This is a genomic window from Isoalcanivorax pacificus W11-5, assembly GCF_000299335.2.
GTDB classification, from domain to species: Bacteria; Pseudomonadota; Gammaproteobacteria; order Pseudomonadales; family Alcanivoracaceae; genus Isoalcanivorax; species Isoalcanivorax pacificus.
Genome location: NZ_CP004387.1, coordinates 1,707,649 through 1,731,982 on the forward strand (window position 1 = coordinate 1,707,649; position 24,334 = coordinate 1,731,982).

Annotated in this window: 23 protein-coding genes; 12 read left to right on the top strand and 11 right to left on the bottom strand. The window is 63.6% G+C overall.

Annotation, left to right across the window (positions count from 1 at the left end; all coding sequences use genetic code 11):
- Positions 1–46 precede the first annotated feature (46 nt).
- Complete coding sequence (locus tag S7S_RS07685) at positions 47–661, top strand: DUF924 family protein (protein ID WP_008735705.1); 615 nt, start codon at positions 47–49, stop codon at positions 659–661.
- A 3-nt stretch (positions 662–664) separates the two neighbouring features.
- On the opposite strand, the gene S7S_RS07690 is transcribed toward S7S_RS07685, so the two are convergent.
- The 3 genes from S7S_RS07690 to S7S_RS07700 form a co-directional block, all read right to left on the bottom strand.
- On the bottom strand, positions 665–1,138 hold the full coding sequence (locus S7S_RS07690) for a DUF4442 domain-containing protein (protein WP_035204114.1): 474 nt from the start codon (positions 1,136–1,138) through the stop codon (positions 665–667).
- Between the two features lie 59 nt (positions 1,139–1,197).
- Complete coding sequence (locus tag S7S_RS07695; protein ID WP_008735709.1) at positions 1,198–3,849, bottom strand: DUF349 domain-containing protein; 2,652 nt, start codon at positions 3,847–3,849, stop codon at positions 1,198–1,200.
- A gap of 208 nt (positions 3,850–4,057) precedes the next feature.
- Positions 4,058–4,948: an acyltransferase gene (locus S7S_RS07700; protein WP_008735710.1), complete on the bottom strand. Its 891-nt coding sequence runs from the start codon at positions 4,946–4,948 to the stop codon at positions 4,058–4,060.
- A gap of 182 nt (positions 4,949–5,130) precedes the next feature.
- Here S7S_RS07700 and S7S_RS07705 point away from each other — a divergent pair, with 182 nt between their 5' ends.
- Entirely contained in the window at positions 5,131–6,309 is a 1,179-nt protein-coding gene (locus S7S_RS07705; protein WP_008735712.1) for a CaiB/BaiF CoA transferase family protein, read from the top strand.
- Positions 6,310–6,633: 324 nt separating this feature from the next.
- Positions 6,634–7,671 (top strand): hypothetical protein, encoded by a 1,038-nt coding sequence (locus S7S_RS07710; protein ID WP_144401618.1) that lies wholly within the window; start codon positions 6,634–6,636, stop codon positions 7,669–7,671.
- Between the two features lie 58 nt (positions 7,672–7,729).
- On the opposite strand, the gene S7S_RS07715 is transcribed toward S7S_RS07710, so the two are convergent.
- From S7S_RS07715 to S7S_RS07725, 3 genes are all read right to left on the bottom strand, one after another.
- On the bottom strand, positions 7,730–8,413 hold the full coding sequence (locus tag S7S_RS07715) for a TIGR04211 family SH3 domain-containing protein (RefSeq protein WP_008735716.1): 684 nt from the start codon (positions 8,411–8,413) through the stop codon (positions 7,730–7,732).
- 74 nt (positions 8,414–8,487) lie between these two features.
- A complete protein-coding gene (locus S7S_RS07720; RefSeq protein WP_008735718.1) occupies positions 8,488–8,787 on the bottom strand; it encodes a YciI family protein in 300 nt (99 codons plus the stop codon).
- Between the two features lie 3 nt (positions 8,788–8,790).
- On the bottom strand, positions 8,791–9,411 hold the full coding sequence (locus S7S_RS07725) for an inner membrane-spanning protein YciB (protein ID WP_008735720.1): 621 nt from the start codon (positions 9,409–9,411) through the stop codon (positions 8,791–8,793).
- A gap of 114 nt (positions 9,412–9,525) precedes the next feature.
- On the opposite strand from S7S_RS07725, the gene S7S_RS07730 reads away from it, so the two are divergent.
- From S7S_RS07730 to S7S_RS07760, 7 genes are all read left to right on the top strand, one after another.
- Positions 9,526–10,371: a PHP domain-containing protein gene (locus S7S_RS07730; RefSeq protein ID WP_035204238.1), complete on the top strand. Its 846-nt coding sequence runs from the start codon at positions 9,526–9,528 to the stop codon at positions 10,369–10,371.
- A 126-nt stretch (positions 10,372–10,497) separates the two neighbouring features.
- Positions 10,498–11,121 (top strand): L-threonylcarbamoyladenylate synthase, encoded by a 624-nt coding sequence (locus S7S_RS07735; protein ID WP_008735724.1) that lies wholly within the window; start codon positions 10,498–10,500, stop codon positions 11,119–11,121.
- A gap of 183 nt (positions 11,122–11,304) precedes the next feature.
- The gene (locus S7S_RS07740; RefSeq protein WP_082027665.1) at positions 11,305–12,519 is read left to right on the top strand and encodes a tryptophan--tRNA ligase; all 1,215 of its coding nucleotides are present in this window, start codon (positions 11,305–11,307) and stop codon (positions 12,517–12,519) included.
- Positions 12,520–12,550: 31 nt separating this feature from the next.
- Complete coding sequence (locus S7S_RS07745; protein WP_008735728.1) at positions 12,551–13,573, top strand: segregation and condensation protein A; 1,023 nt, start codon at positions 12,551–12,553, stop codon at positions 13,571–13,573.
- Between the two features lie 32 nt (positions 13,574–13,605).
- A complete protein-coding gene (gene scpB, locus S7S_RS07750) occupies positions 13,606–14,472 on the top strand; it encodes an SMC-Scp complex subunit ScpB (RefSeq protein ID WP_008735730.1) in 867 nt (288 codons plus the stop codon).
- Positions 14,465–15,307: a 23S rRNA pseudouridine(2605) synthase RluB gene (gene rluB, locus S7S_RS07755; RefSeq protein ID WP_008735733.1), complete on the top strand. Its 843-nt coding sequence runs from the start codon at positions 14,465–14,467 to the stop codon at positions 15,305–15,307. The genes scpB and rluB overlap by 8 nt, the downstream gene beginning before the upstream one ends.
- A gap of 139 nt (positions 15,308–15,446) precedes the next feature.
- A complete protein-coding gene (locus S7S_RS07760) occupies positions 15,447–16,448 on the top strand; it encodes an amidohydrolase family protein (RefSeq protein ID WP_008735735.1) in 1,002 nt (333 codons plus the stop codon).
- A gap of 86 nt (positions 16,449–16,534) precedes the next feature.
- Here the strand turns inward: S7S_RS07760 and S7S_RS18840 are convergent, their stop codons facing one another.
- Both S7S_RS18840 and S7S_RS07770 read right to left on the bottom strand, forming a co-directional pair.
- Positions 16,535–17,548: an OmpA family protein gene (locus tag S7S_RS18840; RefSeq protein ID WP_008735737.1), complete on the bottom strand. Its 1,014-nt coding sequence runs from the start codon at positions 17,546–17,548 to the stop codon at positions 16,535–16,537.
- Between the two features lie 187 nt (positions 17,549–17,735).
- Positions 17,736–18,452, bottom strand: coding sequence for a 16S rRNA (uracil(1498)-N(3))-methyltransferase (locus tag S7S_RS07770; RefSeq protein WP_008735743.1), 717 nt, complete (start codon positions 18,450–18,452; stop codon positions 17,736–17,738).
- A gap of 191 nt (positions 18,453–18,643) precedes the next feature.
- Between S7S_RS07770 and S7S_RS07775 the strand changes: the two genes are divergently transcribed.
- Both S7S_RS07775 and S7S_RS07780 read left to right on the top strand, forming a co-directional pair.
- Positions 18,644–19,486: an AAA family ATPase gene (locus S7S_RS07775; protein WP_008735744.1), complete on the top strand. Its 843-nt coding sequence runs from the start codon at positions 18,644–18,646 to the stop codon at positions 19,484–19,486.
- A 4-nt stretch (positions 19,487–19,490) separates the two neighbouring features.
- Positions 19,491–20,669: a vWA domain-containing protein gene (locus S7S_RS07780; RefSeq protein ID WP_008735746.1), complete on the top strand. Its 1,179-nt coding sequence runs from the start codon at positions 19,491–19,493 to the stop codon at positions 20,667–20,669.
- A gap of 51 nt (positions 20,670–20,720) precedes the next feature.
- Here S7S_RS07780 and S7S_RS07785 read toward each other — a convergent pair whose 3' ends face one another.
- From S7S_RS07785 to S7S_RS07795, 3 genes are read right to left on the bottom strand one after another with little or no spacing between them, the layout of a single operon-like run.
- Positions 20,721–21,839: a DUF1513 domain-containing protein gene (locus S7S_RS07785; RefSeq protein WP_008735748.1), complete on the bottom strand. Its 1,119-nt coding sequence runs from the start codon at positions 21,837–21,839 to the stop codon at positions 20,721–20,723.
- 2 nt (positions 21,840–21,841) lie between these two features.
- On the bottom strand, positions 21,842–22,870 hold the full coding sequence (locus S7S_RS07790; protein ID WP_008735750.1) for an imelysin family protein: 1,029 nt from the start codon (positions 22,868–22,870) through the stop codon (positions 21,842–21,844).
- Positions 22,871–22,882: 12 nt separating this feature from the next.
- Positions 22,883–24,286 (bottom strand): di-heme oxidoreductase family protein, encoded by a 1,404-nt coding sequence (locus S7S_RS07795; RefSeq protein ID WP_008735752.1) that lies wholly within the window; start codon positions 24,284–24,286, stop codon positions 22,883–22,885.
- Positions 24,287–24,334 lie beyond the last annotated feature (48 nt).

Here is a 24,334-nt window from a genome sequence, read left to right on the forward strand (position 1 = left end):
GGCCCCAATACTAAAATTCCCTTCAGGCGATCAGGGCGGACACACTATGTTTTATGACAAACCACGCTGGCAGAACGTGCTGGATTTCTGGTTCGGTAATGGTCTGGAACATGGCTGGCCTGACTCGCCGCGTGACGGGCTCTGGTTCGGCAGCAACCACGGTGTGGATGTGGAGATCACCGATCGTTTCGGTGATCTGGTCGAGGCCGCACTGGCGCAGGAACTGGTGGACTGGGAACACCATCCGTTTGCACGGCTGGCGCTGGTGATTCTGCTGGACCAGTTCACGCGCAACATGTTTCGGGGTTCCGCGCGTGCATTTGCCGGTGACCATCGTGCGGTGACGCTGGTGAACGAAGGGCTGGCGCTGGGCATGGACAACAAGCTGCCGTGGGTTGGCCGGGTGTTTTTCTATATGCCGCTGATGCACGCCGAGGACCTGTCGCTGCAACGCAAGTGTGTCAAATGCTTTGCCTGGCTGCGTGACAGCGCGCCGCCGGAGGTGGCGACAAAAATAGCGAACAATCTCGATTTTGCCATCGAGCACGCGGAAGTGATCGAGCGCTTCGGACGCTTCCCGCACCGCAACGAGGCCCTGTGCCGGGAGAGCACGCCGGAGGAACTGGAATACCTGCGCGACGCAAAGCGCTATGGCCAGTAATGCTCAGCCGCGCTTGCGGCGGATATAAAGCGTTTTTTCCACCCGCGCCACCAGCAGGCCTTCTTCATCGATCACCTCCACCGGCCAGGTGGGGGTGTACTTTTCGCCGTGGGCGGTTTTCGTGCGTACCTCTTCGAGCATGGTGTCAGTGAGCCGGAAAGTGGCCATAACCCGGCCTCGCCCTGGCCGCACGAAATCAATGCTGGCGGCCTTGTCCCAGACGATATGGTCCGGCCCCAGGTTACGCATCAGCAAGAGCATGTAGAACGGGTCCGTCAGCGCATACAGCGAGCCGCCGAAATGCGTGCCGACATAATTTGTGTTGTACCAGCGCTGCACCATCGATACGCGCGCCTCGCGGAAATCCTCACTGATGTACTCCACCCGCACCCCGGCGCCGAGGTAGGGGCCGTACCAGTTCAATGCGCGGGCCAGGCCACGCGCGCCACGAATCAGAGGCCAGAGCACTCTCGACATGGTGTATTACCCTGCAGGAGAAAAAGCTCACCGGTGGGGCCGGTGAGCGGGTGGTGTTGTCAGGGAGCCAGGCGCGCCAGCGCCTGTTGCAGACGACTGCGGATGACCGGATGCAGGCCTGCTGCCAGCAGCGCCTCGGCGTCGTCGAGCAGCCGTGCGCATTCTTCCAGCCGGTCCGGGTTGGCGCGCTTCATTGCCTGCGGCAGTTTTTCCAGTTGCCAGCGCATGCGTTCTTCGCGTGCATCCGCCGGGCTTTCCACATCCGCACTCACTTCCAGCGCCACGGCCAGTTCGCGCTGGGCGGTGTCGTCCGTGTCGCTGTCCGGTGCAGCCGCCACGCGCTCGCTGAGTTTTTGCCAGCGCTGGCGTTTCGGCCATGCCGCCAGGGTGGCGCGGGCCTGTTGCAGCAGCTGGTCGCGCTGTTTCAGCAGATGCTGTTCGCGGCGCGGGCAGGGCAGGGCTTCCAGTGCCTGTATCTGTTCGCGCAGGGCCGCGCTGTCCAGCGTCGGCAGGGCGGCGCCAAATTGTTCCAGCGCGGCAGCCAGCATCTGTTTGTCCTGTGCGTGCTGCTGGCGCTGCGCGTCGCGCTCGGCCTGCTGGCGGCCGAACAGGGCGTCGCAGGCCTTGCGGAAGCGCTTGTGCAGGCCGCGATAGCGCTGCGGGTGCACCCAGCCGGTGTGTTTCCATTGTTGTTGCAGTTGCCGCGCCTGATCGGTGGCAGTGCGCAGGTCGCTCTGTTCAAGCAATTGCTCGACCTGCACGCAGTATTGTTCCAGCAGCTCGCCGTGCCGGGCGCTGGCCTGTTCGAGCCGTTCGTCCAGTGTGCTCAATAGCTGGCTGAAACGACGGCTGATGCCGCGTGCGTCAGTAAAGCGTACCGGCTGGTATTCGCGGAACTCCTGCGGTGCCTGGCGGCGGATCTCGAACAGCGCCGGCCAGTCGGTCTGCTCCGGATGCTGGGCCTGGCTGGCGAGCAGGGCGTCGAGCTGATCGCACAGCGCAGCGCGTTTGGCCAGATTGGCAGCACGCTCGGCGTCCTGTTCGCGAAAGTGTTCGCGGCAGGGTTCGTAGGCGATATCGGACGCGGCCTTGAAGCGTTCCCACAGCGCCTGGTCAATGTCCTGGTTGGAGGACATCAGGCTGCGCCATTCGTCATGCAGTGCCTGGATGGCGGTGGCTTTTTCTTCCGCGTCCATGGCTTCACTGGCCAGTGCTTCCATGCGGGCGCACAGGTCGTCTTTCTTCGGTTCGGCGGCGAATGCGTGCCAGTCGCGCAATTCGTCCAGCTCCGGACGCAGTTTTTCCATGCGCGCGGCGCGGCTGCTGTCCGGGTGCTCGGCCAGCAGCGCTTCGGCCTTGTGCCAGAGGCGGTTGGCGTGGCGCAGGTTGCGCTGGCGCAGTTCCCGTTGCACGGCGCCGAGCAGATTGTCCAGGGCTTCCTGTTCACTACTGCGCGGTGCGCGGCGGGCCTCGCGTTTTTCGCGTACTGGCTCGCGGGCCGGTTGTGCCAGGGTCAACTGGTCGGCGAGGCTGACCAGTAGCGACGGGCGTGGTGCATCGGCCGGCCATTGCGCCAGCCATTGTCGTGCCTCGGCGAGCAGGGTGTCGTCGCCATTGCCGGCCTGCAAGGCGGTGCACAGGTCAGCCAGTTCCTGCTGGCGGGTCTGCAGCTCATCGGCGGCGGCAAGCAGCAGTTGCCAGCCCTCCAGCACGCCGGTGTAGCGCGCCTGGGTCTGCGCGTCGGCGGGATGCTCTTCAGTGGCGGCCTGCCAGCGGCGGGTTTGCATGGCCACAGCGGCACGCAGGCTGCCCAGATGGCTGTCGAACACTTCTGCGGTGAGTTCGCCGCGCAGTGCCAGCAGGCCGTCGATGGCTGCCTGCTGTTCGGTGTGCAGTGTCTCTTTGCGGGCCTGCTCGGCCTGCGCCTGTTCGCGGGCGGCGAGCAGTGCGTCGCAGCGGGCGGCCTGTTCGTTGAAGTGGCGCTGTGCTTCGCCACTGGCCCCTTCGCTGGCCTGCTGCCATTGCTGGCGTAGCTGCGCCAAACGGGGGCCGTACAGGTTGTCGATCTGGCGGCCGGCGTGCTGGGTGATTTCCGCCAGGATGGCGTCGCGGGCGCGCTGGCGTTCTTCGCTGGCCTGGGCGGCCTGCTGGTGCTCGCGCAGTTTTTCACGGGCGCTTTGTTGTACGCGTTTGTCTCGGCCTTCGCGCACCAGTTGGCGCAGGGTGGTGGCGTCCTGGATACGTTCGGCGGCGCTGATGCGCTGGGCCGGGTCCTGGCCATGCAGCGCCAGTTCCAGCAGGGCGGCCGGGTCGGTCAGGCGTTCGGTGGCGGCCAGCCGGCAGGCGGCATCCGGGCTTTGCCGGGCGACATACAGCAGCGTGCCCTGATTGTCCGTGAGTTGGACCAGGCGCAGGCGGTTGTCCAGCGCCGGGCAGTGTTCGGCCAGGCCGGCCAGCAGCCGGTGCAGTTGTTCTGCAGCGGCGGTGCGCACGGTGTCGCTGGTGTCTTGGCTGATCAGGTGATCAAGCAGTTTCAGGTCAGGCAGGCGCCCGGCTGCCGCAGCGCGGACCTCGCTGTCGCTGTCACCGCGTGCGAGGGTGGCGAGGACATGGCCGCTTTGTGGATCGTCCAGGGACAGTTCGTGAATGGCGCGCAGGCGCTGGGCAGCATTCTGGTGCTGCCAGCGCGGTCGGAAAAGTTTGCCCAGCATTGATATCCCCTGCTGTCGGCGCCGGGCGGGGCGCCGCGATGATGTAGCGTATATGGGCCCGCATCATACCCCCGGCGGGCTGTGCAACACAGCCGTTACGGTGTGTGCGGGCCGCTGCCGCGATCAACCGGATGGCGGTGCGGCATGCGGGACATGATAGCGATCCCGTGCCGGGGGACAACAGCCCCCGGCGCGGTCGGTGGAGAGGTCAGCGGGCCAGGCGCGCCTGCAGCAAGGCGTCTTTTTCGGCCCAGAGGTCGCTGATCCATGCCTGGAAACGGGCGCGGAAGGCGGGGTCGTTTTCATAGTCACCCTGCGAGGCCCACTCCGGGATGGGGCGTGGCCGGATGATGATCTGGATATCGCGGATGGCACCGCCGAGGAAGGCCATCAGGCTGCGCGAGACGCCTTGCGGGTAGACGATGGTCACGTCCAGCAGGGTGCCGAGCTTGCCGCCCATGGCGCCGAGTGCGAACGCGGTGCCACCGGCCTTGGGCTTGAGCAGGTGCTGGTACGGGGACTGCTGCTGGTCGTGCTTGGCCTGGGTGAAACGGGTGCCCTCGAAGAAATTCATCACCGAGGTCGGGAAATGGGCGAATTTCTCGCACGCTTTGCGGGTGGTCTCCAGGTCCTTGCCTTTCAGGGACGGATCGCGCTCGATCTCTTCGCGGGTGTGCCGTTTCATGAACGGGAAATCCAGCGCCCACCAGGCGTGGCCCAGCAACGGCACGCGGATCAGCTCCTGTTTGAGGAAGAATTTCAGCATCGGGATGCGGCGGTTGAACACCTTCTGCAGCACCAGGATGTCGGCCCAGGACTGGTGGTTGCTGGTGACCAGATACCACTGGTCTTTGCTCAACCCCTCAAGGCCCTCGATCTGCCAGCGCGGGCGGCTGATCAGGCCGATCAGGGTGTTGTTGACCCACATCCAGGATTCGGCGATGCGCACCAGCACCCGGGCCAGGGCAATCTGTGTGCGCTCGTGGCGGATCGCCATCCGGGCCAGGGTGAACAGATAGAGCGGGATCACCATGACCACGGTGTTGAGGAGGATGCCCAGCAGAACCAGGGGTGCACGGATGTAGTTCCAGATGTTCATGCAGTTGTATAGAAAGTCCAGGGAGCGGCAATCCTAGCGGAAAAGCCCGGGGCTGTCCCGGCCGGCAGGGGACTGTCTGGTCGCTCCGGTCAGGATTTTGAGCAGCCCCGTCATTGGCGCCGGGCGGCGTGCTGCCTATGCTGCCCGGGAACCTGAATCCCCACCCATCAAAGAGGCATGCCATGGCCGGTCCGCTTTCCACGCTCAAAGTGCTCGATTTCAGTACGCTGCTGCCGGGGCCGTTCGGCACCCTGATACTGGCCGATCTCGGCGCCCAGGTGCTGCGTGTCGAGTCGCCTACCCGGCCGGATATGGTCCGCATGCTGCCGCCGATGGCCGGCGGCATTTCCGCTGTGCATGGCTATCTGAACCGCTCCAAGCGTTCGCTGGCACTGGACCTGAAAAAGCCGGAGGCAGTGGCGGTGATCCACCGGCTGGTACAGGACTACGACATCATCGTCGAGCAGTTCCGCCCTGGCGTGATGAACCGTCTGGGCGTGGGCTACGAGGCGCTGCGCGAGATCAACCCGGGCCTGATCTACTGTTCCATCACCGGCTACGGCCAGGACGGCCCGTACCGTGACCGTGCCGGCCATGACCTGAATTACCTGGCGATTGCCGGCATGACCGCCTACAACGGCCGCCGCGACAGCGGCCCGGCACCGATGGCCCTGCAGGCGGCGGACATCGCCGGTGGCTCCTGCCATGCGGTGATGGCGATCCTGGCGGCGGTGATCCATCGCCAGGCCACCGGCGAAGGCCAGCATATCGATATTTCCATGACCGACGCGGCGTTCAGCCTGCACGCGCTGACCGCACCGCAGGCCCTGATTGCCGGCGAAGACCCGGTGCTGGAGCGTACCCAGCTCAATGGCGGCTCCTTCTATGACTGCTACGAAACCCGTGATGGCCGCTGGTTCTCGGTGGCGGGGCTGGAGCCGCAGTTCTTCCTGCAGTTCTGTCAGGCGATTGGTCGCCCGCACCTGGCAACAAAGGGACTGGCCATGGCACCGGACATTGTTGCCGAGGTGAAGGCGGAAATCCGTGCCGCCATGAAGGAAAAGAGCTTCGACGAATGGTCTGCCATTTTTGCCGGCGTGGATGCCTGCGTGGAGCCCGTGCTGTCGCTGTCCGAGGCGGCTGAACACCCACAGCTCAAGGCGCGTGGCATGGTGGTGGAAGTGCCGGCCGGGGAGGGCACTCAGCGTCAGGTCGCCTCGCCGTTCAAGTTTTCCGCCACGGCACCGGAATACCGTTTTGCGGGTGGCATGCCGGGTGCGCACACGCGTGAAGTGCTGGCCGAGCACGGTTTCAGCGATGACGACATTCAGGCGCTGATGCAGATCGGTGCGGCAATGTAATGCCCGGCGAAGTGTGATGCACCGGTAAAATCTGCGGGCCTGCCCGCAGATTTTACCGGCACCGGCTGGCTCCGCCGCGCCGTCCCCGCTTATGCTCGCGGTAACAATGGAGCAGGTAGAGCAGTAGTGCATCACGCGGGAAGAGCCCTGTGTGCAGGGAGCGCACAGCGCAGCCAGCCGATATGCCGGTATGCCGGGCCGCCGCGTGGCGTGCGCCGCGCAGTGTCTGCGCTGTGCAGCGTCGTCTGTCTGCTGGTGCTGGCCGTCATTGCTCGCGCCGATGACCTGCCCCCGCCTGTGGAGGCGGTCCCCACCGAGCCAGCCATGGCTCCCCCTGCTGTGGCGCCTGAAGTCATCGAACTCCCGGAAGACCCTGAACTCGACGACCCGGAAGGCTGGATCGAACAGCCGGATGGTACCGTGCTGCTGGAAACCGACGACACTGGCGAGGTCTACCGCGTGCCGGTGGATTGTGATCCCTGGGAAAGCGGTGAACTGCAATGGGTCGACCGCGCCCACCATGCGTTTTCCCGAGGCCTGTGCTGGCCGACCCAGTGGCTGGACGGCGTGTTTGGTGACGCCGATGACCAGAGCCGCGGCGTGGCCGGCACGTCAGTGCGGGTGGTGGGGGCGCAGTTGTTTCGCGATGACGGCGAGCGTGACAGTGACGTGCGCTTTCGGGTGCGCGTCCATCTGCCAAATCTGGAACACCGGCTGAGCCTGGTGCTGGCCAGTGAACGGGAATTCGAGGATGAGAACGCCGGCCTGCAGGGTTCGCCGGAGACCACCGGCGACAACGAGGACAATGCCGCCCGGGCCGGCCTGCGCTGGGTGCTGGCGACCGCCGACAATATGGATATCGACATGGACGTCGGTGTGCGCTCGGATATCAAGCTGTACTGGCGCGGCCGCTACCGGCAGCAGCGGCAGGTCTCGGAATACTGGTCAGCCCGGCTGGAAGAAACGGTGGACTGGCGGGACCTGAAGGGCTGGCGCAGCCGCACCGTGGTGGATTTCGACCGGCCCCTGTCCCGGCACCGCCTGTTCCGCAGCACCAGTTTTGTCGAGATCAGCGAAGAGAATATTCAGGAAGGGCGTGGCTGGCGCTGGCAGCAGAGTGCGGTGCTCGGTGTGGAACTGAATCGGCGCGAAGCGCTGCGTTATCTGGTCAGTATGGACGGCTTTACCCGCCCGAATACCCGCGTGGAAAACTACCGCGCCGGCGTCACTTATCGCCGCAATATCTGGCGGCCCTGGTTCTTCTATGAACTGGAACCCTATCTGCTGTGGCCGCGCGAGCGGGACTTCGATACCACCACCGGCATCGTGTTCCGGGTCGAGACACTGTTCGGGATCTGGTAGGGCGGGCCTGGCAGGCTGCTGAACAACCTCCTGCCAGAGTGGCCCCGCCCGTCGGTTGTCAGACCCAGCTTGTGCGCTGGCGACTGGCGCGGGATTTGAAATACCAGCCCAGCGTCATGCCGCCGAAGATGGTGAGCAGGGCAAACATCCAGCCCTGGAAGGTGCGGTCGTTGCGCAGCAGGGCGTTTTCCGCCTTGACCTGATCCAGTTCCGTGCGCAGCAGGCTCAGGTCTTCATTGAGCTTGCGGTTGGCGCGATCCAGGCGCAGAGGATCGGCGGCCACCTGCTGCAGTTGCTCCAGTTCTTCACCGCGTGCGCTCAGGTTCTGGTTCAGTTCACTGGCCTGTTGAGAGAAGCGGTCGCGTTCGGTGCTGGCTTCATCCAGGGCGCTGCGTACCTCGGCCAGTTCCCGTTCCAGATTCTGCACGCGCTGTTGCGCCCGCTCGAGCTGGATGCGGGCGATCGGCTGGCGGCTCATGTACTGCTCTTCGACCCAGCCTTCGGTATCGCCGACGCGGATCTGCACCCAGTCAGCACCCTGGTCCCATTTCAGCACTTCGACTTGCGTGCCGGAGCGCAGGCCCCGGTGCACGATGCGGAAACCGGTGCCGGCGCCGGCACGCACCGGCACGTAGATACTGTCGCCAATCCAGCCGGAAGCGGCCCGGGCGGTGGCGGGCAGGGTCATGCCCGTGAACAGGGCGGTGAAAAAGACAAAACCAAGAACAAACCGTAAGCGCATGAATTCGAACTCCGTGTCACAGGCGCGCGCAGTGTAGAAAAAAGCGTTTCTGCCGGGTTGTGACCCTGGTCACATCAGGGCAGAACTTTACGAAATGGTTTCACAGTGACACGGGCGTAGACGCCCGCGTCCACGTACGGGTCGGCATCGGCCCAGCGTTGGGCGTCCTCCAGGCTGGGGAATTCCGCCACCACCAGCGAGCCGGTGAAACCGGCCTCGCCCGGGTCGTCGCAATCAATGGCCGGGTGCGGCCCGGCCAGCAGTAACCGGCCCTCATCCTGCAGGCGTCGCAGGCGGGCCAGATGTTCCGGCCGTGCGGCCAGGCGTTGCGCCAGCGTACCGGCGACATCTTCACTGATAAAGGCGTAGAACACGTGTCATTCCTCGTGTTGCCGGGTGTCCGGTTTCGCAGCGCGGTCGTGGAACAGGCGCTGGCGTTCCTCTTCCGGCAGCCGTTTGTACACGAACAGGAACAGGCCCATGTAGAACACCAGGTTCAGCAGTGTGAAACCGATCAGCTTGAAATTGACCCAGAAATCGGTGCTGAAGTGATAGGCGATATAGATGTTCAGGCCGCCAAGCAGACTGAAGTAGAGCACAAAGCTGATATTGAGGATGGTCCAGTCACGCTTCACCAGCGGCACCACATAACCCAGCCCGCTGATCATCATCGCCTCGCACATGCGTTGCAGCAGCGAGCGTTCGCGCAGGAACTGGCCGGCCAGCAATACCACCGCCAGCACACCGTAGATCACGGTCGGCCGCCACTTGATGAACATTTCGTCGCGCAGCAGCAGCGTCAGGCCGCCGAATACCAGGGTGACGACGAACACCAGCAGGTGCATGCGCTCGACCTTGCGCCAGACCAGATAGCCCAGCACGATCTGCAGCAGGCTGGCGATGAGGATGCCCCAGGTGGCCAGATAGATGTCCCGGCCGCTGGCGAAATACAGGCCGAAAAAGACAATCACCGGCAGGTAGTCGAACAGCTTTTTCATGCCTGCTCCCTGTTTGCGAGGTCCTGATGGTAATGGATGCTCGTTTGGGTGAACAGGTGAAATCGCCGCGCTCATGCTATGCTGCTGGCCGCATTCACCAGCCCCGGACCCCGCATGACTTCGCCCTGCTACGACTTCCACTGTCACAGCACTGCCTCCGATGGCACGCTCACGCCTGCCGAACTGGTGGCGCGCGCGGCGGCGGCCGGGGTAGAGCAACTGGCGCTGACCGACCATGACACCCTGGCCGGGTTGCCGGAGGCGCGGGCAGCCGCCGTCCAGGCGGGCATCGAACTGGTGACCGGCATCGAGCTGTCGGTGGGCTGGGGGAATCGCGAACTGCACGTGGTCGGATTGGGCATGCAGGCGGAGCACCCGGCGTTGCTGGCACTGGTTGAAGCCCAGCAGCAGGCGCGGGTGCGCCGTGCGGAACAGATTGGCCGCAAGCTGGACAAGGCCGCCGGCCTGGCCGGCAGCTATGAACGCGCTGCCAGCCTGGCCGGTACGGATGCGCCGGGCCGGCCGCTGTTTGCGCGCATGCTGGTGGCTGCCGGCAAGGTGCGCGATGAGCAGCATGCCTTCAACCGCTACCTCAAGCCGGGCCAGTCGGCCTTTGTCAGCACACCCTGGGTCGCCCTCGAAGAGGCCGTGGCAGCGCTGCGCGAAACGGGAGGCGTCGCGGTACTGGCCCATCCCGTGCGCTATGGCATGACACGACGCAAGCTGCGGCAATTACTGGCAGATTTCTGCGCCGCCGGTGGCGAAGGGCTGGAGGTGGCGATGCCGCGCCTGAATCCGGCCCAGCAGGCACTGCTGCGCGAATGCCTGCGTGATTTCCCGCTCTATGCCTCCGGTGGTTCCGATTTTCACACGCCGGCACAACAATGGCTGGAACTCGGCCGGCTGCCGCCGCTGCCGGAAGGTGCCCGCCCGGTGTGGGAGCTGTTCCGCGCAGCCTGAACGGCCCCGATAGCCTCAGCCAATCACTGCCATGCCTGATGGCAGCACGCCATACCCCGCAGAAGGCTCGCGACGAGCGGGCGCAGGCCCTACAATGCCGGCCCTGTTCACTGATCCCGGAGCCCCATGACCAGGGTATTGCACGTCCATCCTGTCACCCCCCAGCCACGCCTGCTGCGCGAGGCCGTGGAAGTGTTGCGTGGTGGCGGCCTGATCGCTTACCCCACCGACACCACCTATGCGCTGGGGTGCGGTATCGGTGAAAAGGCTGCGCTGGAGCGGCTGATCCGCCTGCGCCGGCTGGATGACAAGCACCAGTTCACGCTGCTGTGCGCGGACCTGTCGGTGCTGGCGCTGTATGCCAAGGTGGAAAACCCGGATTACCGGCTGCTCAAGGCCCATACACCCGGCCCTTACACCTGGATCCTGCGCGGCACCCATGAAGTGCCACGGCGGCTGATGCACCCGAAGAAGCGCACCATCGGTATCCGCGTCCCGGAGCACGCCATCTGCCAGGGGCTGCTGGCCGAGCACGGCGAGCCGATCATGACCTCGACCCTGCTGTTGCCGGGCGAGGAGTTCCCGCTGACCGACCCGCTGGACGTGCGCAACGTGCTGGAAGGGCAGGTGGACCTGATCATCGACGGCGGCTTTGGCGGCGTCACCGAGACCACCGTGATCTCGCTGGTCGATGGCGATGGCCCCGAAGTGGTGCGCGAGGGCGCCGGGGCGCTGGACAGTATTTTCTGAACCGCCGGCACCGGTTGCTTATTTCTCCGCCAGTTACACCGCGAGCCTGCCTCTCGCATAGATCACAGCTCACGGAACCCGGTATACTTGCGCCTTTCCGCCCCCGCGCCGAGCTGCGCGGGTGGCCCATGCTGCGGTCCCGGACCGCCGCTCTCCCCGTCAGTTGTTTTTCAGGAGTCTGTTTTGAGTTCTGTGGTGTCCTCTCAGCGCGTGTTGTCAGGGATGCGGCCGACCGGCCGCCTGCATCTGGGTCACTACCACGGCGTACTGAAAAACTGGGTGCGGCTGCAGCACGAGTACGAGTGCTTTTTCTTCGTCGCCGACTGGCATGCCCTGACCACCGAATATGAAAACCCGCAGCGTATCGAACAGAACGTCTGGGAGATGGTGATCGACTGGCTGGCGGCGGGTGTGAACCCCGGCTCCTGCACCCTGTTTATCCAGTCCCGCGTGCCCGAGCATGCTGAACTGCACCTGCTGCTGTCGATGATGACGCCGCTGGGCTGGCTGGAACGCGTGCCGACCTACAAGGACCAGCAGGAAAAGCTGAAGGAGAAAGACCTGGCGACCTATGGTTTCCTCGGCTACCCGCTGCTGCAGTCGGCGGACATCCTGATGTACCGCGCCGGGCTGGTGCCGGTGGGTGCCGATCAGGTGGCGCACGTGGAAATCACCCGCGAAGTGGCGCGCCGTTTCAACCACCTGTACGGCCGCGAGCCGGGCTTCGAGGAAGCCGTTGCCGCAGCAGTGCGCAAGATGGGCAAGAAACAGGCAAAGGTGTACCAGGACAATCGCCGCAAGTATCAGGAACAGGGCGACGAAAACGCGCTGGAAACGGCGCGCGCGCTGGTGATGGACCAGCAGAACATTACCCTGGGTGACCGCGAGCGGCTGCTCGGTGATCTGGAAGGCGGCGGCAAGGTGATCCTGCCGGAGCCCCAGGCACTGCTGACGCCGGCGTCGAAAATGCCGGGGCTGGACGGGCAGAAAATGTCCAAGTCCTATGGCAATTTCATCAGCCTGCGCGAAGAACCGGACAGCGTGGACGAGAAAATCCGCCGCATGCCCACCGACCCGGCGCGGGTGCGCCGCACCGATCCGGGTAACCCGGACAACTGTCCGGTATGGCAATTGCATCAGATCTACTCTGACGAGCAGACTCGCCAGTGGGTGCGTGAAGGTTGCACCACGGCCGGGATCGGCTGCCTGGACTGCAAGAAGCCGGTGGTGGAAGCCGTGCAGGCAGAACTGGAGCCGATCCGTCGCCGCGCGGAAGAGCACACCCGCAACCCTGATCTGGTGCGCAGCATTGTCGCCGACGGTTGCGAGGAAGCCCGCGAAGCGGCACGTGCCACACTCGAGGAAGTGCGTTCGGTAATGGGCCTGAATTACCGCTGAACCGCCGTGAGGCGACTGACGAGGCACACGCATGATGGACGAGACAACCGACGCCGGGGCCGTGGCGGCCGAGGATGAGACTGCCGAAGGCGAGGCAGCCGGCGGTGAGATTGCCCAGGGCGAGGCTGTCGATGCCGGGACGGCTGCGACAGACGTTGCCGCCGCCAGCGCACCCGGCGCCATAAGCCCGCGCCAGGCCGAAATGCCGTTTGGCCTGATGTACGGCCAGGCGATCACCAAGCTGCCCGATGACCTGTACATCCCGCCGGACGCGCTGGAAGTGTTTCTGGAGGCCTTCGAGGGACCGCTGGATCTGCTGCTGTACCTGATCAAGCGCCAGAACCTGGACATCCTCGATATCCCGGTGGCGCAGATTACCCTGCAGTACATGCAGTACGTCGAGCTGATGAAGGCATTGAACTTCGAGCTGGCGGCGGAATACCTGGTGATGGCGGCGCTGCTCGGCGAGATCAAATCGCGCATGCTGCTGCCGCGCCCGAAAGCCGAGGAAGAAGCGGAAGAGGACGACCCGCGCGCTGAACTGATCCGGCGCCTGCAGGAGTACGAGCGTTTCAAGAAGGCCGCCGAAGACATCGAGGAACTGCCGCGTCTGGAACGCGACATCTTCCTCGCCTCGGCCAAGCGCCCCGATTTTGTGCGCGAGCGCCCGGAACCGGACGTCGACCTGCGCGAACTGCTGCTGGCGTTCAAGGATGTGCTGCATCGTGCGGACATGTTCGAGAGCCACCATATCTCGCGCGAAAAACTGTCCACCCGCGAGCGCATGGCGAACGTACTGGACCGGCTCAAAGGCCGCGAGTTCGTGCCGTTCGTGTCGCTGTTTCCGATGGAGGAAGGGCGTGCCGGCGTGGTGGTGACCTTCCTGGCGGTGCTGGAACTGGTCAAGGGCTCGCTGATCGAACTGATCCAGAACGGGCCCTTTTCACCGATCCACATCAAGGCGCGCACGCTGGTGCTGGAGGAAGGTGAATTCAGCGAAGACGACATGGCCGCCCCGGACGAACTGCCCGAGATCACATCCTCGGACGATTGATGAACAGGACAGTCAGCGGCGTGAGCCGGTGAATGGAAAAGGATAACGAGGTAACACCAGTGGAAGCGGATCAGATCAAACGCATTGTTGAAGCCGCCATTTTTGCCGCGGATGCCCCGCTGGACCGCGACGCATTGCTGATGCTGTTTGACGAGGCGGACCGGCCCGACAAGGCCGTGCTCGGCAAGTTGCTTGAGGAGCTGGTGGAAGACTACGCCGAACGTGGCGTGGAATTGCGCGAAGTGGCCTCCGGGTTCCGTTTCCAGGCGCGCAAGGAGGTTGGCCCCTGGGTCAGCCGCCTGTGGCAGGAAAAGGCGCCGCGTTACAGCCGCGCCATTCTGGAAACACTGGCGCTGATGGCCTACCGGCAACCGATCACCCGCGGCGAGATCGAGGAAATCCGTGGCGTGGCGGTGAGCACGCATATTATCAAGACGTTGCTGGAACGCGGCTGGGCGCGCGTGGTCGGACATCGCGACGTGCCGGGGCGGCCGGCGATGTATGCCACCACCCGCCAGTTCCTCGACTACTTCGACCTGAAGAGCCTGGAAGACCTGCCGTCGCTGGCAGAGATCAAGGACCTCGACAAACTGAATCAGGAACTGGCACTGGACGACCGTCCACCCGAGGCCGCACCGGCCCAGGACGGTGACGACGAAAGCGCCAGCGGCCAGGAAGACACCGGAGAGGGTAGTGCACCGCCAGTCCAGACCGGCTTTGACGGCCTGGTGGAAGAAGAGCCGGATATCGACGAGTCCGACCTGATGGACATGGACAAGGTGGATGCACTGCTGGCGGAATTCGACAGCCAGTATCGCAAGAAACCTGCGTCGCCAAAGGAGGCCATTGAAGCGGACGGAGAGACCTCCACCGCTGGAGCCGAAAAAGACGATGAGTGAAAAACTGCAGAAAGTCCTGGCCCGTACCGGGCTGGGCTCTCGCCGAGAGCTGGAAACCTGGATCTCGGCGGGACGGGTATCCGTCAATGGCAAGGTCGCCACGCTGGGCGATCGTGTCGAACCAGAGGACATGATTCGAGTGGATGGGCATATTGTCCGCACCCAGGACGCCGACGACATGGTGCGTCGGGTAATTCTCTATCACAAGCCGCCGGGGGAAGTCTGCTCACGCAATGACCCGGAAGGCCGCCCGACCGTATTCGATAACCTGCCGCGCCTGAAAGGCACCCGCTGGGTGCAGGTGGGGCGCCTGGATATCAATACCTCGGGGCTGCTGCTGTTCACCACCGACGGTGAACTGGCGCATCGCCTGATGCACCCCTCCAACGGTTTTGTGCGGGAGTACGCCGTGCGCGTGCATGGCGAACTGACCCAGGAAAAACGCGACGCCATGCTTGCCGGTGTAATGCTGGAGGACGGCATGTCGCGCTTCCAGAGCATCGGTGATGCCGGGGGCACGGAAGAGGGCGCCAACCGCTGGTACAAAGTGTCGCTGGTTGGCGGCAAGTATCGCGAAGTGCGCCGGCTGTTTGCCTCCCAGGAACTGGAAGTGGCGCGGCTGATCCGCATCCGCTTCGGGGACCTGACCCTGCCGCCACAGTTGCGTCAGGGCCGCTGGATGGATCTGGACCCGGAAGAAGTGGATCGCCTGGCGCAGAAAGTGGACCTCAAGGGCAAGCAGTACACCGGCCTGTATGGCCGTGCCCGGCTGCGGACCCAGCGCGCTGGCGACAAGCCGCCGCGCACCAAGCGCCGCAGCCCCTACCGCCGCTGATCTCAGAACGGCGCGTGCCAGAAGGTGCGCGCCGTGTCCGTTTTTGCAATCTTTCACCCGCCTGCCATACCGGGTGCAGAACCCTCGTGCTGGCACCGAGTCTGTTTAAGCAAGCGAAACAGACGAGCAAGGTGCGTGCATGACGATAACCCGACGGTTCCCCGCCACACTGCTGGCCCTGACACTGGCCACGCCCTGGAGTGCCTGGGCTGACCGTGTCTACAGCGACGCTCAACTGCACTACGTGAACTTTGTCCAGGAAACCGACGGCATGGATGCGCTGTTCCGGGCCATGGACGAGGGCAATATCCATGATGTGGCGATCATGGGGCTGGGCGTGGCAAAGAAATGGGAAGAGTCGGCGCCGAAAGCGCCGCGCTACTACATGGGCGATGAAGCGCCCGTGTATTACTACAGCGCGACCGATGCATTGCTGGCCGACGCGATACTCGAGCGTCCGGCGGCGCAACAGGCGCGGCTGCATCCCTTTATCGCGGGTTTCAATCCCACGGACATGAATGCCGTCAACCACATTCGCCTGATGCTCGACATGCATCCGGGCCTGTGGAAAGGCATCGGCGAGATACTGACTCGCCACGATGACCTGACCGCGCTTACCAAAGGCGAAACCGCACGCGCCAATCACCCGGCGCTGATGAAAGTGTACGAGCTGGCAGCGGCGGAAAACCTGCCGGTGATCCTGCACAGCAACATCACCTCGAAACGCGAACGCGCGCCGATTTACCTGGAAGAGCTTGTGGAAGCCGTGGGGAAAAACCCGGACACAACCTTTATCTGGGCGCATGCCGGCACCAGCGCGGAAATCCATCGTTACCAGGAACGGGTGAGCGGCTTGCACGACATTGTCAGCACACTGCTGGCAGAACACGACAATCTGTACATCGACCTGTCATGGACGGTGCTGGAGCCCTATCTGCTCGATGAGGGGGAACCTGACGAAGAGTGGGTGGCACTGGTGAAGGCGTATCCCGGGCGTTTCATGATTGGCTCCGATCTGGTCGGGCGCTTCGATAGCCTGGCCAGCACCATCCGGTCGTTTGATGCCTTCCTGAATGCACTGCCGGAGGACGTCGCGGACGGTGTTGCGCGGACAAATATGCTGGCCTTGCTGCCTGAATAAGCTGTGGTTCTTATCTGTGAGCCGTGTACACAGGCACAAAAAAACCGGCGCCCGAAGGCGCCGGCTTCTCTCCCGAACGAACGTGGTTAGCGTTTCTCTTCAATCGTTCCGCTGATGATGGCTTCTACGCGGCGGTTTTTCTCGCGTCCCTCGCGGGTGTTGTTGTCCGCAACCGGCTCACGTTCGCCTTTGCCGACCACCGTGATACGGCTGCTCTCGATACCGTCGTTCACGAGCAACTGGCGTGCGGCCTGGGCGCGACGCTCGGAAAGATACTGGTTGTACTCTTCCGGGCCGATGCTGCAGGTGTGGCCTTCCAGCGTCACGGTCGTGGTCGGATTCTGTTTCATGAACCGCGCGGCAGACACCAGGTCAGCACGGTTGCTGGCGCTGATGGTGGCATCGTCAAACGCAAACTGTGCTGTGTGGGTTTCGTTTACCTGGCGACGCACCACCTGGGGTTGGGGCGCTGGCGCCGGTGGTGGTGTCGGTTCGGCACGTGGTGTCGGCTCAAGCTGCGTGACCTGCTGGCCTCGTTCGCGCACACCGAACAGCAGGTTCAGGCCGGCATAGGCCTGGCCGTGCCAGCGATCATTGTCGATGCTGTATGGCGCGCGCGCGCCGATATCCAGCATCAGGTTGCGGAACAGGCGCGCCTGCATGCCCAGTTCCGGCGCAGCGATGGTTTCACGGTGCTTGTCGCTGCCGCTGACATCGGCTTCTACCCACATTTCACCGGCGGCGAGGCCGGCGTACGGTTCAAAGCCGAGGAAGGAGCTTTCACTGAAGTGAAAACGACCGCTGATCAGAGGCAGGGCGATATCGTAATCCGGGCCGGCCGTGCCACGGCGCTCGGTGTCGCCTTCCACGTAGGACAGCTCGGTAGACCAGCGTGGGCTGAAGCGATAACCGATCTGACCACCGTACAGCGCATGGTCATCCAGACGCGGAGAGCTGATCTTGTCGTCATACCACAGCCGGGCGCCTTGGCCGCCGATGTAGCCGGCACGCTCCAGCGTGTTGGGGGCAGCCGCGAAGGCTGAGGTTGTGCCAAAGGCAGAAGTGGCAATGATGCAGGCAGACAGCAGTTTCATGCGCATATCGATATTCCTTGTTCCAGTCCGTGGGGAAACAGGAATATTTTCGGTAGTAAACACTTATGCGGTAAATACGCAGACAAGAGATAATATGAAAAATTACAATGCGTTGCGCTTTGTTAATTTATCGACGCACTATTTTACGAAGTTTGTTGGTGTTGCGTAACAAAACTGATTTTGCAGTGGGTTTTCACGGCAGTTGCATGATATGCGCGGTCAGCGCCGGCACGGCAGTTTCAACTCGCAGGATGCGCTGGCCAAGACTGTGGCAGGTAAAACCGCACTGTTGCAGCATCGCGACTTCATACCCGGTCCAGCCGCCTTCCGGTCCGACCGCGAGCGTAACCGGGGTGCTCAGTCCGGAAGGGAGCGGCGAATAATCGCCAGGGTGCGCCAGCAACCGTTGTGTCTGTTCGCTCAATGCCGGCAACTCATCTTCCACAAACGGACGGAAACGCTGGCGCAACAATAATTCCGGCATGAGTGTGTCGCCGGCCTGTTCAAGACCCAGCAGCATTTTTTCGTGCAGCAGGCTCTGTTTAAGCTCGGGTGTTTTCCAGAAACTTTTTTCCACCTTGTGGCTGTTCAGCAACACGATGCGCTTGATGCCGAGGCTGGTGGCGTCAATCAGGATGCGCTTGAGCATTTTGGGGCGGGGCAGCGCCAGCACCAGAGTCAGTGGCAAAGGTGCCGGGGCAGGGTGCGTGCCGCGAAAATCAAACTGCATGCTGTCGCCATCGTCTTCCAGCAACGTCGCCGGGCCGAGCAGCCCGCCGCATTCCCCGGCCGGCACCTGTTCACCGGGCAACAGGGCCCGCACCCGACGCAGGTGCTCGGCGCGGCGGCCGGAGATCTGCCAGCGGGTGTCGTCCAGGCGGTCTTCAGGGTGCAGTAACAGCAGGTTCATGGGGCGGCATTATTCCACAGAGACAGGCTGCCGGCACGGTTGACCCGACCGCTCAGTCGCTGCAGCGGATTTCGTCTTGCCATCGGCCCACCCCTTGTTACAGTAGCAGGCTCCCGAATACAGCCTGCGGCGGCCCCGAGCCGGCCCCGCAACGGACTTTATACAGACGCATTCACAGGCGGAGAGTCAGCATGCAGTTCCAGGGTACCGACCAGTACGTAGCCACCGACGACCTGAAAATGGCGGTCAACGCCGCTATCGCCCTGCGTCGCCCGCTCCTGATCAAGGGCGAGCCGGGCACCGGCAAGACCCTGCTGGCCGAGCAGGTCGCTGCTTCCCTGGGCCTGCGCCTGTTGTCCTGGAATATCAAGTCGACCACCAAGGCCCAGCAGGGCCTGTATGAATACGATGCCGTCTCCCGCCTGCGTGACTCCCAGCTTGGTGCCGAAGGGGTCGAGGACATCGGCAACTACCTGAAAAAGGGCAAGCTCTGGGAAGCCTTCGAAGCCGAGGATCAGGTGGTACTGCTGATCGACGAGATCGACAAGGCCGACATCGAATTCCCCAACGACCTGTTGCAGGAACTCGATCGCATGGAGTTCTACGTCTACGAGACACAGACCCTGGTCAAGGCCAGACAGCGCCCGATCGTGATCATCACCTCCAACAACGAGAAGGAACTGCCGGACGCCTTCCTGCGCCGCTGCTTCTTCCACTACATCAACTTCCCGGATGCCGCGACCATGATGAAGATCGTCGATGTGCACTACCCGGACATCAAGCAGACCCTGGTGAAAGAGGCCATGGAGATCTTCTTCGACCTGCGCAAAGTGCCGGGCCTGAAGAAAAAGCCCTCCACCTCCGAACTGATCGACTGGCTCAAGCTGCTGCTCGCCGACGACATCCCGGAAGACATTCTGCGCAACCGCGACACCAAAAAGGCCATCCCGCCCCTGTACGGCGCGCTGGTCAAGAACGAGGCCGATGTACAACTGCTGGAGCGCCTGGCGTTCATGAACCGCCGGGAAGGCTGAGGCCATGCTGGTACGCTTCTTCGAGACCCTGCGCGAGTACCGCGTCCCGGTCACCCTGCGCGAGCTGCTTGACCTGCACGACGCCATGGGCCAGCACCTGGCCTATGGCAGCGTGGACGATTTCTACATGCTGTCCCGCGCCGTCATGGTCAAGGATGAGAAGTACTACGACCGCTTCGACCGCGCCTTCGAGTTCTATTTCAAGGGGCTGGAATCCATCGACCCGGACTGGTTCAACAAGGCCATCCCGGACGAATGGCTGCGCAAGCAGATCGAAAAGAACCTGTCGCCGGAAGAGCTGGCGCAACTGCAGCGCATGGGCAGCCTGGAAAAGCTGCTGGAAGAATTTCGCAAGCGCCTGGAAGAACAGCACAAGCGCCACCAGGGCGGCAACAAGATGGTCGGCACTGGCGGCACGTCACCCTACGGCGGCCATGGCGCCAACCCCGAAGGCATTCGCCTGACCGGGCCTTCCCGCAACAAGAAAGCGGTCAAGGTCTGGGAAAAACGCGAATACCGCAACCTGGACGATTCGGTTGAACTGGGTGTGCGCAACATCAAGCTGGCCCTGCGCCGCCTGCGCAAATTTGCCCGCACCGGCAAGGCCGAAGAGCTGGACCTGGACGACACCATCACCTCCACCGCCCGCAACGCCGGCCTGCTCGACATCCGCATGCGCCCGGAAGTGGAAAACCGCGTCAAGATCCTGCTGTTCTTTGATATCGGCGGCTCCATGGACCCCTACATCCGCCTGTGCGAAGAACTGTTCTCGGCCGCCCGGACCGAGTTCAAGCACATGGAGCATTTCTACTTCCACAACTTCATCTACGAATACGTGTGGAAGGACAACCGCCGCCGCTGGGATGAAAAACTCGCCACCTGGGATCTGCTGCATAAATACGGCTCCGACTACAAGGTGATCTTTATCGGCGACGCGGCCATGAGCCCCTATGAGATCAACTCCGTCGGCGGCAGCGTGGAGCACTGGAACGAAGAACCGGGGGCGGTGTGGATGCAGCGCATCACGGAAACCTTCGAGAAAGTGATCTGGCTGAATCCTGAGCCGCGTCGCAGTTGGGAAATGACGACGTCTACGGTCTGGACACGGCAGTTGCTGGAGGACCGGATGTATCCGTTGACGTTGCAGGGGATTGAGGAAGCCATAAAATATTTGAGCCGCTGATCGGCGGCTCATTGGTAGTCTGCAATCAGAGGCCTGAAAATTATTACCTCGTCAGGCCAGCAGTCCTGCATGATTGTCCCATAGCCCGGCGGGAAGATTCAGATGGGATACCTGTACGGGAACCCCCTGTTGGCTGCAATCATAGCCCCGGCAACTGCCTTGCCCTGAAGTCACCACAAACCCCTCCTGCACCGCACTCACCCCCGCACAATCCTGCATCGGCGTATCCACCACCGTCTTCCCGCTATCCAGCTCCCAGACAAAAAACCGGTTCCCCCTCGGTGCGGTCATCGCCAGCAAACGCAACTCGCTGTGAATCGCAATGCTGGCCGTATACTGCTGCATCATCTGTCGCTGCGATTCATCCAGCGGAAACGGCCGATACGCTTCCCCTGGCCGCTTGATTGCCAACAGCGGTGCGCTTTCATACAGCTCGCCCATGTACTGCTGCCCGGTCACGATGGTGCCGTCGCTGGCCACGTCCATATGGCGGATGCTGTTTTTCTCCTGCGCCAGCATTTCCTTGCTGATCAACTGGCCATCGCGCTGCATCAGGACCAGGCTTGGTTCCATGGCATGCAGATTCATTTCCACGCGGCTTTCGGCTTCGGTGCGGATGCCGCCGTTGCAGACGGCGAGGGTGTCGCCGTCCGGCATCCAGGCCAGTTCGTGCGGGCCGATGCCGTGGGTGGGCACTTCGTCGTGGTGGCGCAGTTGCAGGCCATCCATGTGATAAATGCCGAGCACGCCACGGCCGGGATCGGTGGTGTCGTTTTCGGTGGTGTAGAGCCATTCGCCGCTGTGGTGAAAGACAGCGTGGCCGTAGAAATGCCGGTCCGGTTCGCTGTGCAGGGTCTGCAGCAGTTCGCCGCTCTGCAAATGCACCAGATAGCTTTCGGTGGAAGGGCGGCGGCCGACGAACAGGGCGACCGGCAGGAAGGGGTGTGGGGCGATGGCGTGACAGCGCTCGGGGACGCGGGTGGCGAAGGCTTTGCGTCCGTTGAGGTGGTAGCCGACGGCGTAGTGGTGGCCGTCGGTGTCGTTGCGGGCGGAGAGCAGCAGCGGGCCTTCGGCGCCGGGCTGGCGTTGCCAGAGGACGAGGCCGCCGAGGGTGGCGGCGCCGGTGAGCAGGCCGCTCCAGCGCAGCAGGTCGCGTCGTGTCAGGGCCATGCTCAGTCTCCGTCGTTGGCGTTGAAGCCGATCTGTATCTCCAGGGCGGCGGCCAGCTCGTTCTGGTGCAGGCGATGCAGGGTGTTGAGGCTGTCGTACAGGGCGTCGAGCCAGGCTTTGTGTGCGGTGTCCTGCACGAGTTCGACCAGTGACGCCGGTGCGCTGTCCAGGCGTGTCAGCACGTCGGTATAGGCGTCGTCGATGCGTGTTGCCAGGCTGTTGTCGTTGACCAGTTCGTGTACACCGGGTGCTTGCCAGATGGCCTGGGCACCTTCGACCGTGGCGCGCAGGTTGTCCAGGGACTGTCTGCTGCGCCAGGCTTCGGCCTGGAACGGTTGCGGTACGCCACGGTTGAGGCGGCCCATCGGGGTGCCGAGTTTTTTCTTCAGGGTATCGAGGCCGGTGATCTGCACGCGCAGGATGTCGGCCAGGGCATCGCGCGGTTCGGCGTAGCGTGCGTTGGGGAATGCTTTCAACTGCACCAGCATGCCGTCGGGCTGTTCCCAGAGCGTGACCATCTCCTGCGCCAGTTGTTGCTGGTGCTGACCGATGGCGATCAGCAGCGGGCAGTAGCGTTCGCGTTGCGCCGGCAGGTCGATGCTGTCATCGAACAGCACGTATTCGAATGCGCTCAGTCCCTGGACCACGACACTGGCGTCGGCCAGTTGGGCGTGGTCCAGTTGCGGGTGGGCATCAAGCAGTTCTTCGGCCTGACGCGCGACCAGATTGCGTTTGTCGGGATAGAACTGCACCTGCCAGCTGCGGTTGCCTTCGGACATGGGGCCGACCAGTTGCGGTTGCAGGGCGGCCCATTGATGGCGTGCTGCACCGAAGGCGCTGTGCAGCGCGTCAAGGTCGATGCCGCCGCTGCAATAGCGCTGTGCGTGGTCGGCCAGTGTGCGGTTGCTGTCGGCCCAGTGCTGGTGTGCGGGCAGCAGCACGTTGTCGGCAAGGTGGGTGATCACGTCGCGTTGCGGTGCGCCGCAGGCGCTGAGTAACAGGGCGGTGGTGGCAACCGTGAGCAGACGCATGGGCTTTCTCCGCTAGAGCGAGTTGAGAAACGCGAGCAAAGCATCGCGTTCTTCGGCTGTGAATTGCAGCACGGCTTGCCGGGCGTTTTCGGCTTCACCACCATGCCAGAGGATGGCCTCAAGCAGGTTGCGCGCGCGGCCATCGTGCAGGAAAAAGGTATGGCCGTTTACCGCTTCGGTGAGGCCGATGCCCCACAGCGGCGGGGTGCGCCATTCGCGGCCGGTGGCGAGGAACTCCGGGCGGCCATCGGCGAGGCCGTCGCCCATGTCATGCAGCAGCAGATCGGTGTAGGGCCAGATCGTCTGGCTGGCCAGTTCCGGTTCGGCGGCGTCGGCACGGGTGGTGAAGCTGGGTGTGTGGCATTGCTGGCAGCCGGCGCGGTGGAACAGGGTCTTGCCCTTTAGCACTTCCGGGGCGTCAACGTTGCGGCGCGCGGGCACGCCCAGGTTGCGGCTGTAGAACAGCACCGTGGCGAGAATATTGTCGCTGACTTCCGGCTCGCCGCCGTGCGGTGCGGCGAGGCAGTCGGTCTGCGCCGGTGTGCAGCCATCGCCCGGCACCAGTGAACTGGTCAGGCCCATGTCGTTGGCGAAGGCTTCGGCGTTTTGCTGGTTCAGGTTCGGCTGGCCGGCTTTCCAGCCGAAGCGGCCGAGGGCGGTGGTCTCGCTGGCGCGGTCCCACACACGATTGGGACGGCCGCTGATGCCGTCGCCATCGCGATCGTCCGGATCGGCGTTGGCGAGAAGGTCGTCGTCGCTGATCGCTTCCAGCAGCCCGAGGCCGATCACGGGCGGCGCGATGCGTGCGGAAAACAGGGTGTCCGGGTGCAGGTCGCCGTAGCCGGTGTCAGTGATGCGCAGTGTGGGCTTGCGCAGTTCGACGACGGTGCCGTCGGCAAAGGTGACGGGCACGGGGGTGTAGTCGATCCGCACGCGGCCTTCCGGCGCGACGCCGGGGATGGCGGTGTCCTGCAACTGGCCGCCGTAGACCGGTTCGGGTATCACGCCCTGGCGCAACAGCCGCTCTTCATCATTGCCTCCGGCGGGGACGGAGAGCCGCACCAGCATCGACACCGCATGCACGGCATCGGGCCCCGGCGGGTGGCCACGGCCATCCTTGATATGGCAGTTCTGGCAGGCGTTGGTGTTGAACAGCGGCCCCAGGCCGTCGCGGGCATCCGTCGAGGCGGGTGCGATCACCCAGGGGTTGCGGAAAAAGCTGTTGCCGACGCTGAAGTCCAGCCGCCGCAGAGGCGACAGGTTGGCGGACGGCAGGGAAAACGCATTCTGGTCGGTGCGTAGCACCGTGGTGGCGCCACCGGAAAGGTGTTCGCCCGGTTCTGCTTCGGTGAAGGTCGGTGTCGGGTCGCAGCCGCTCAGCACAGCGGCCAGCAGCAGGGGTAGCAAACGTCGCATCAGGAGCCTGTCATCCTCGGGCCGGCGAGACGCCGCCGGCGGTACCGG

Bases quoted from the DNA above. Each gene is read 5' to 3' on its own strand.
- S7S_RS07795 (WP_008735752.1), bottom strand. From the start codon at position 24,286: ATGCGACGTTTGCTACCCCTGCTGCTGGCCGCTGTGCTGAGCGGCTGC.
- S7S_RS07745 (WP_008735728.1), top strand. From the start codon at position 12,551: ATGATGGACGAGACAACCGACGCCGGGGCCGTGGCGGCCGAGGATGAG.
- S7S_RS07770 (WP_008735743.1), bottom strand. From the start codon at position 18,452: ATGAACCTGCTGTTACTGCACCCTGAAGACCGCCTGGACGACACCCGC.
- S7S_RS18840 (WP_008735737.1), bottom strand. From the start codon at position 17,548: ATGCGCATGAAACTGCTGTCTGCCTGCATCATTGCCACTTCTGCCTTT.
- S7S_RS07730 (WP_035204238.1), top strand. From the start codon at position 9,526: ATGACTTCGCCCTGCTACGACTTCCACTGTCACAGCACTGCCTCCGAT.
- S7S_RS07685 (WP_008735705.1), top strand. From the start codon at position 47: ATGTTTTATGACAAACCACGCTGGCAGAACGTGCTGGATTTCTGGTTC.
- S7S_RS07725 (WP_008735720.1), bottom strand. From the start codon at position 9,411: ATGAAAAAGCTGTTCGACTACCTGCCGGTGATTGTCTTTTTCGGCCTG.
- S7S_RS07775 (WP_008735744.1), top strand. From the start codon at position 18,644: ATGCAGTTCCAGGGTACCGACCAGTACGTAGCCACCGACGACCTGAAA.
- S7S_RS07760 (WP_008735735.1), top strand. From the start codon at position 15,447: ATGACGATAACCCGACGGTTCCCCGCCACACTGCTGGCCCTGACACTG.
- rluB (WP_008735733.1), top strand. From the start codon at position 14,465: ATGAGTGAAAAACTGCAGAAAGTCCTGGCCCGTACCGGGCTGGGCTCT.
- S7S_RS07790 (WP_008735750.1), bottom strand. From the start codon at position 22,870: ATGCGTCTGCTCACGGTTGCCACCACCGCCCTGTTACTCAGCGCCTGC.
- S7S_RS07715 (WP_008735716.1), bottom strand. From the start codon at position 8,413: ATGCGCTTACGGTTTGTTCTTGGTTTTGTCTTTTTCACCGCCCTGTTC.
- S7S_RS07705 (WP_008735712.1), top strand. From the start codon at position 5,131: ATGGCCGGTCCGCTTTCCACGCTCAAAGTGCTCGATTTCAGTACGCTG.
- S7S_RS07700 (WP_008735710.1), bottom strand. From the start codon at position 4,948: ATGAACATCTGGAACTACATCCGTGCACCCCTGGTTCTGCTGGGCATC.
- S7S_RS07690 (WP_035204114.1), bottom strand. From the start codon at position 1,138: ATGTCGAGAGTGCTCTGGCCTCTGATTCGTGGCGCGCGTGGCCTGGCC.
- scpB (WP_008735730.1), top strand. From the start codon at position 13,606: ATGGAAAAGGATAACGAGGTAACACCAGTGGAAGCGGATCAGATCAAA.
- S7S_RS07710 (WP_144401618.1), top strand. From the start codon at position 6,634: ATGGCTCCCCCTGCTGTGGCGCCTGAAGTCATCGAACTCCCGGAAGAC.
- S7S_RS07735 (WP_008735724.1), top strand. From the start codon at position 10,498: ATGACCAGGGTATTGCACGTCCATCCTGTCACCCCCCAGCCACGCCTG.
- S7S_RS07785 (WP_008735748.1), bottom strand. From the start codon at position 21,839: ATGGCCCTGACACGACGCGACCTGCTGCGCTGGAGCGGCCTGCTCACC.
- S7S_RS07695 (WP_008735709.1), bottom strand. From the start codon at position 3,849: ATGCTGGGCAAACTTTTCCGACCGCGCTGGCAGCACCAGAATGCTGCC.
- S7S_RS07780 (WP_008735746.1), top strand. From the start codon at position 19,491: ATGCTGGTACGCTTCTTCGAGACCCTGCGCGAGTACCGCGTCCCGGTC.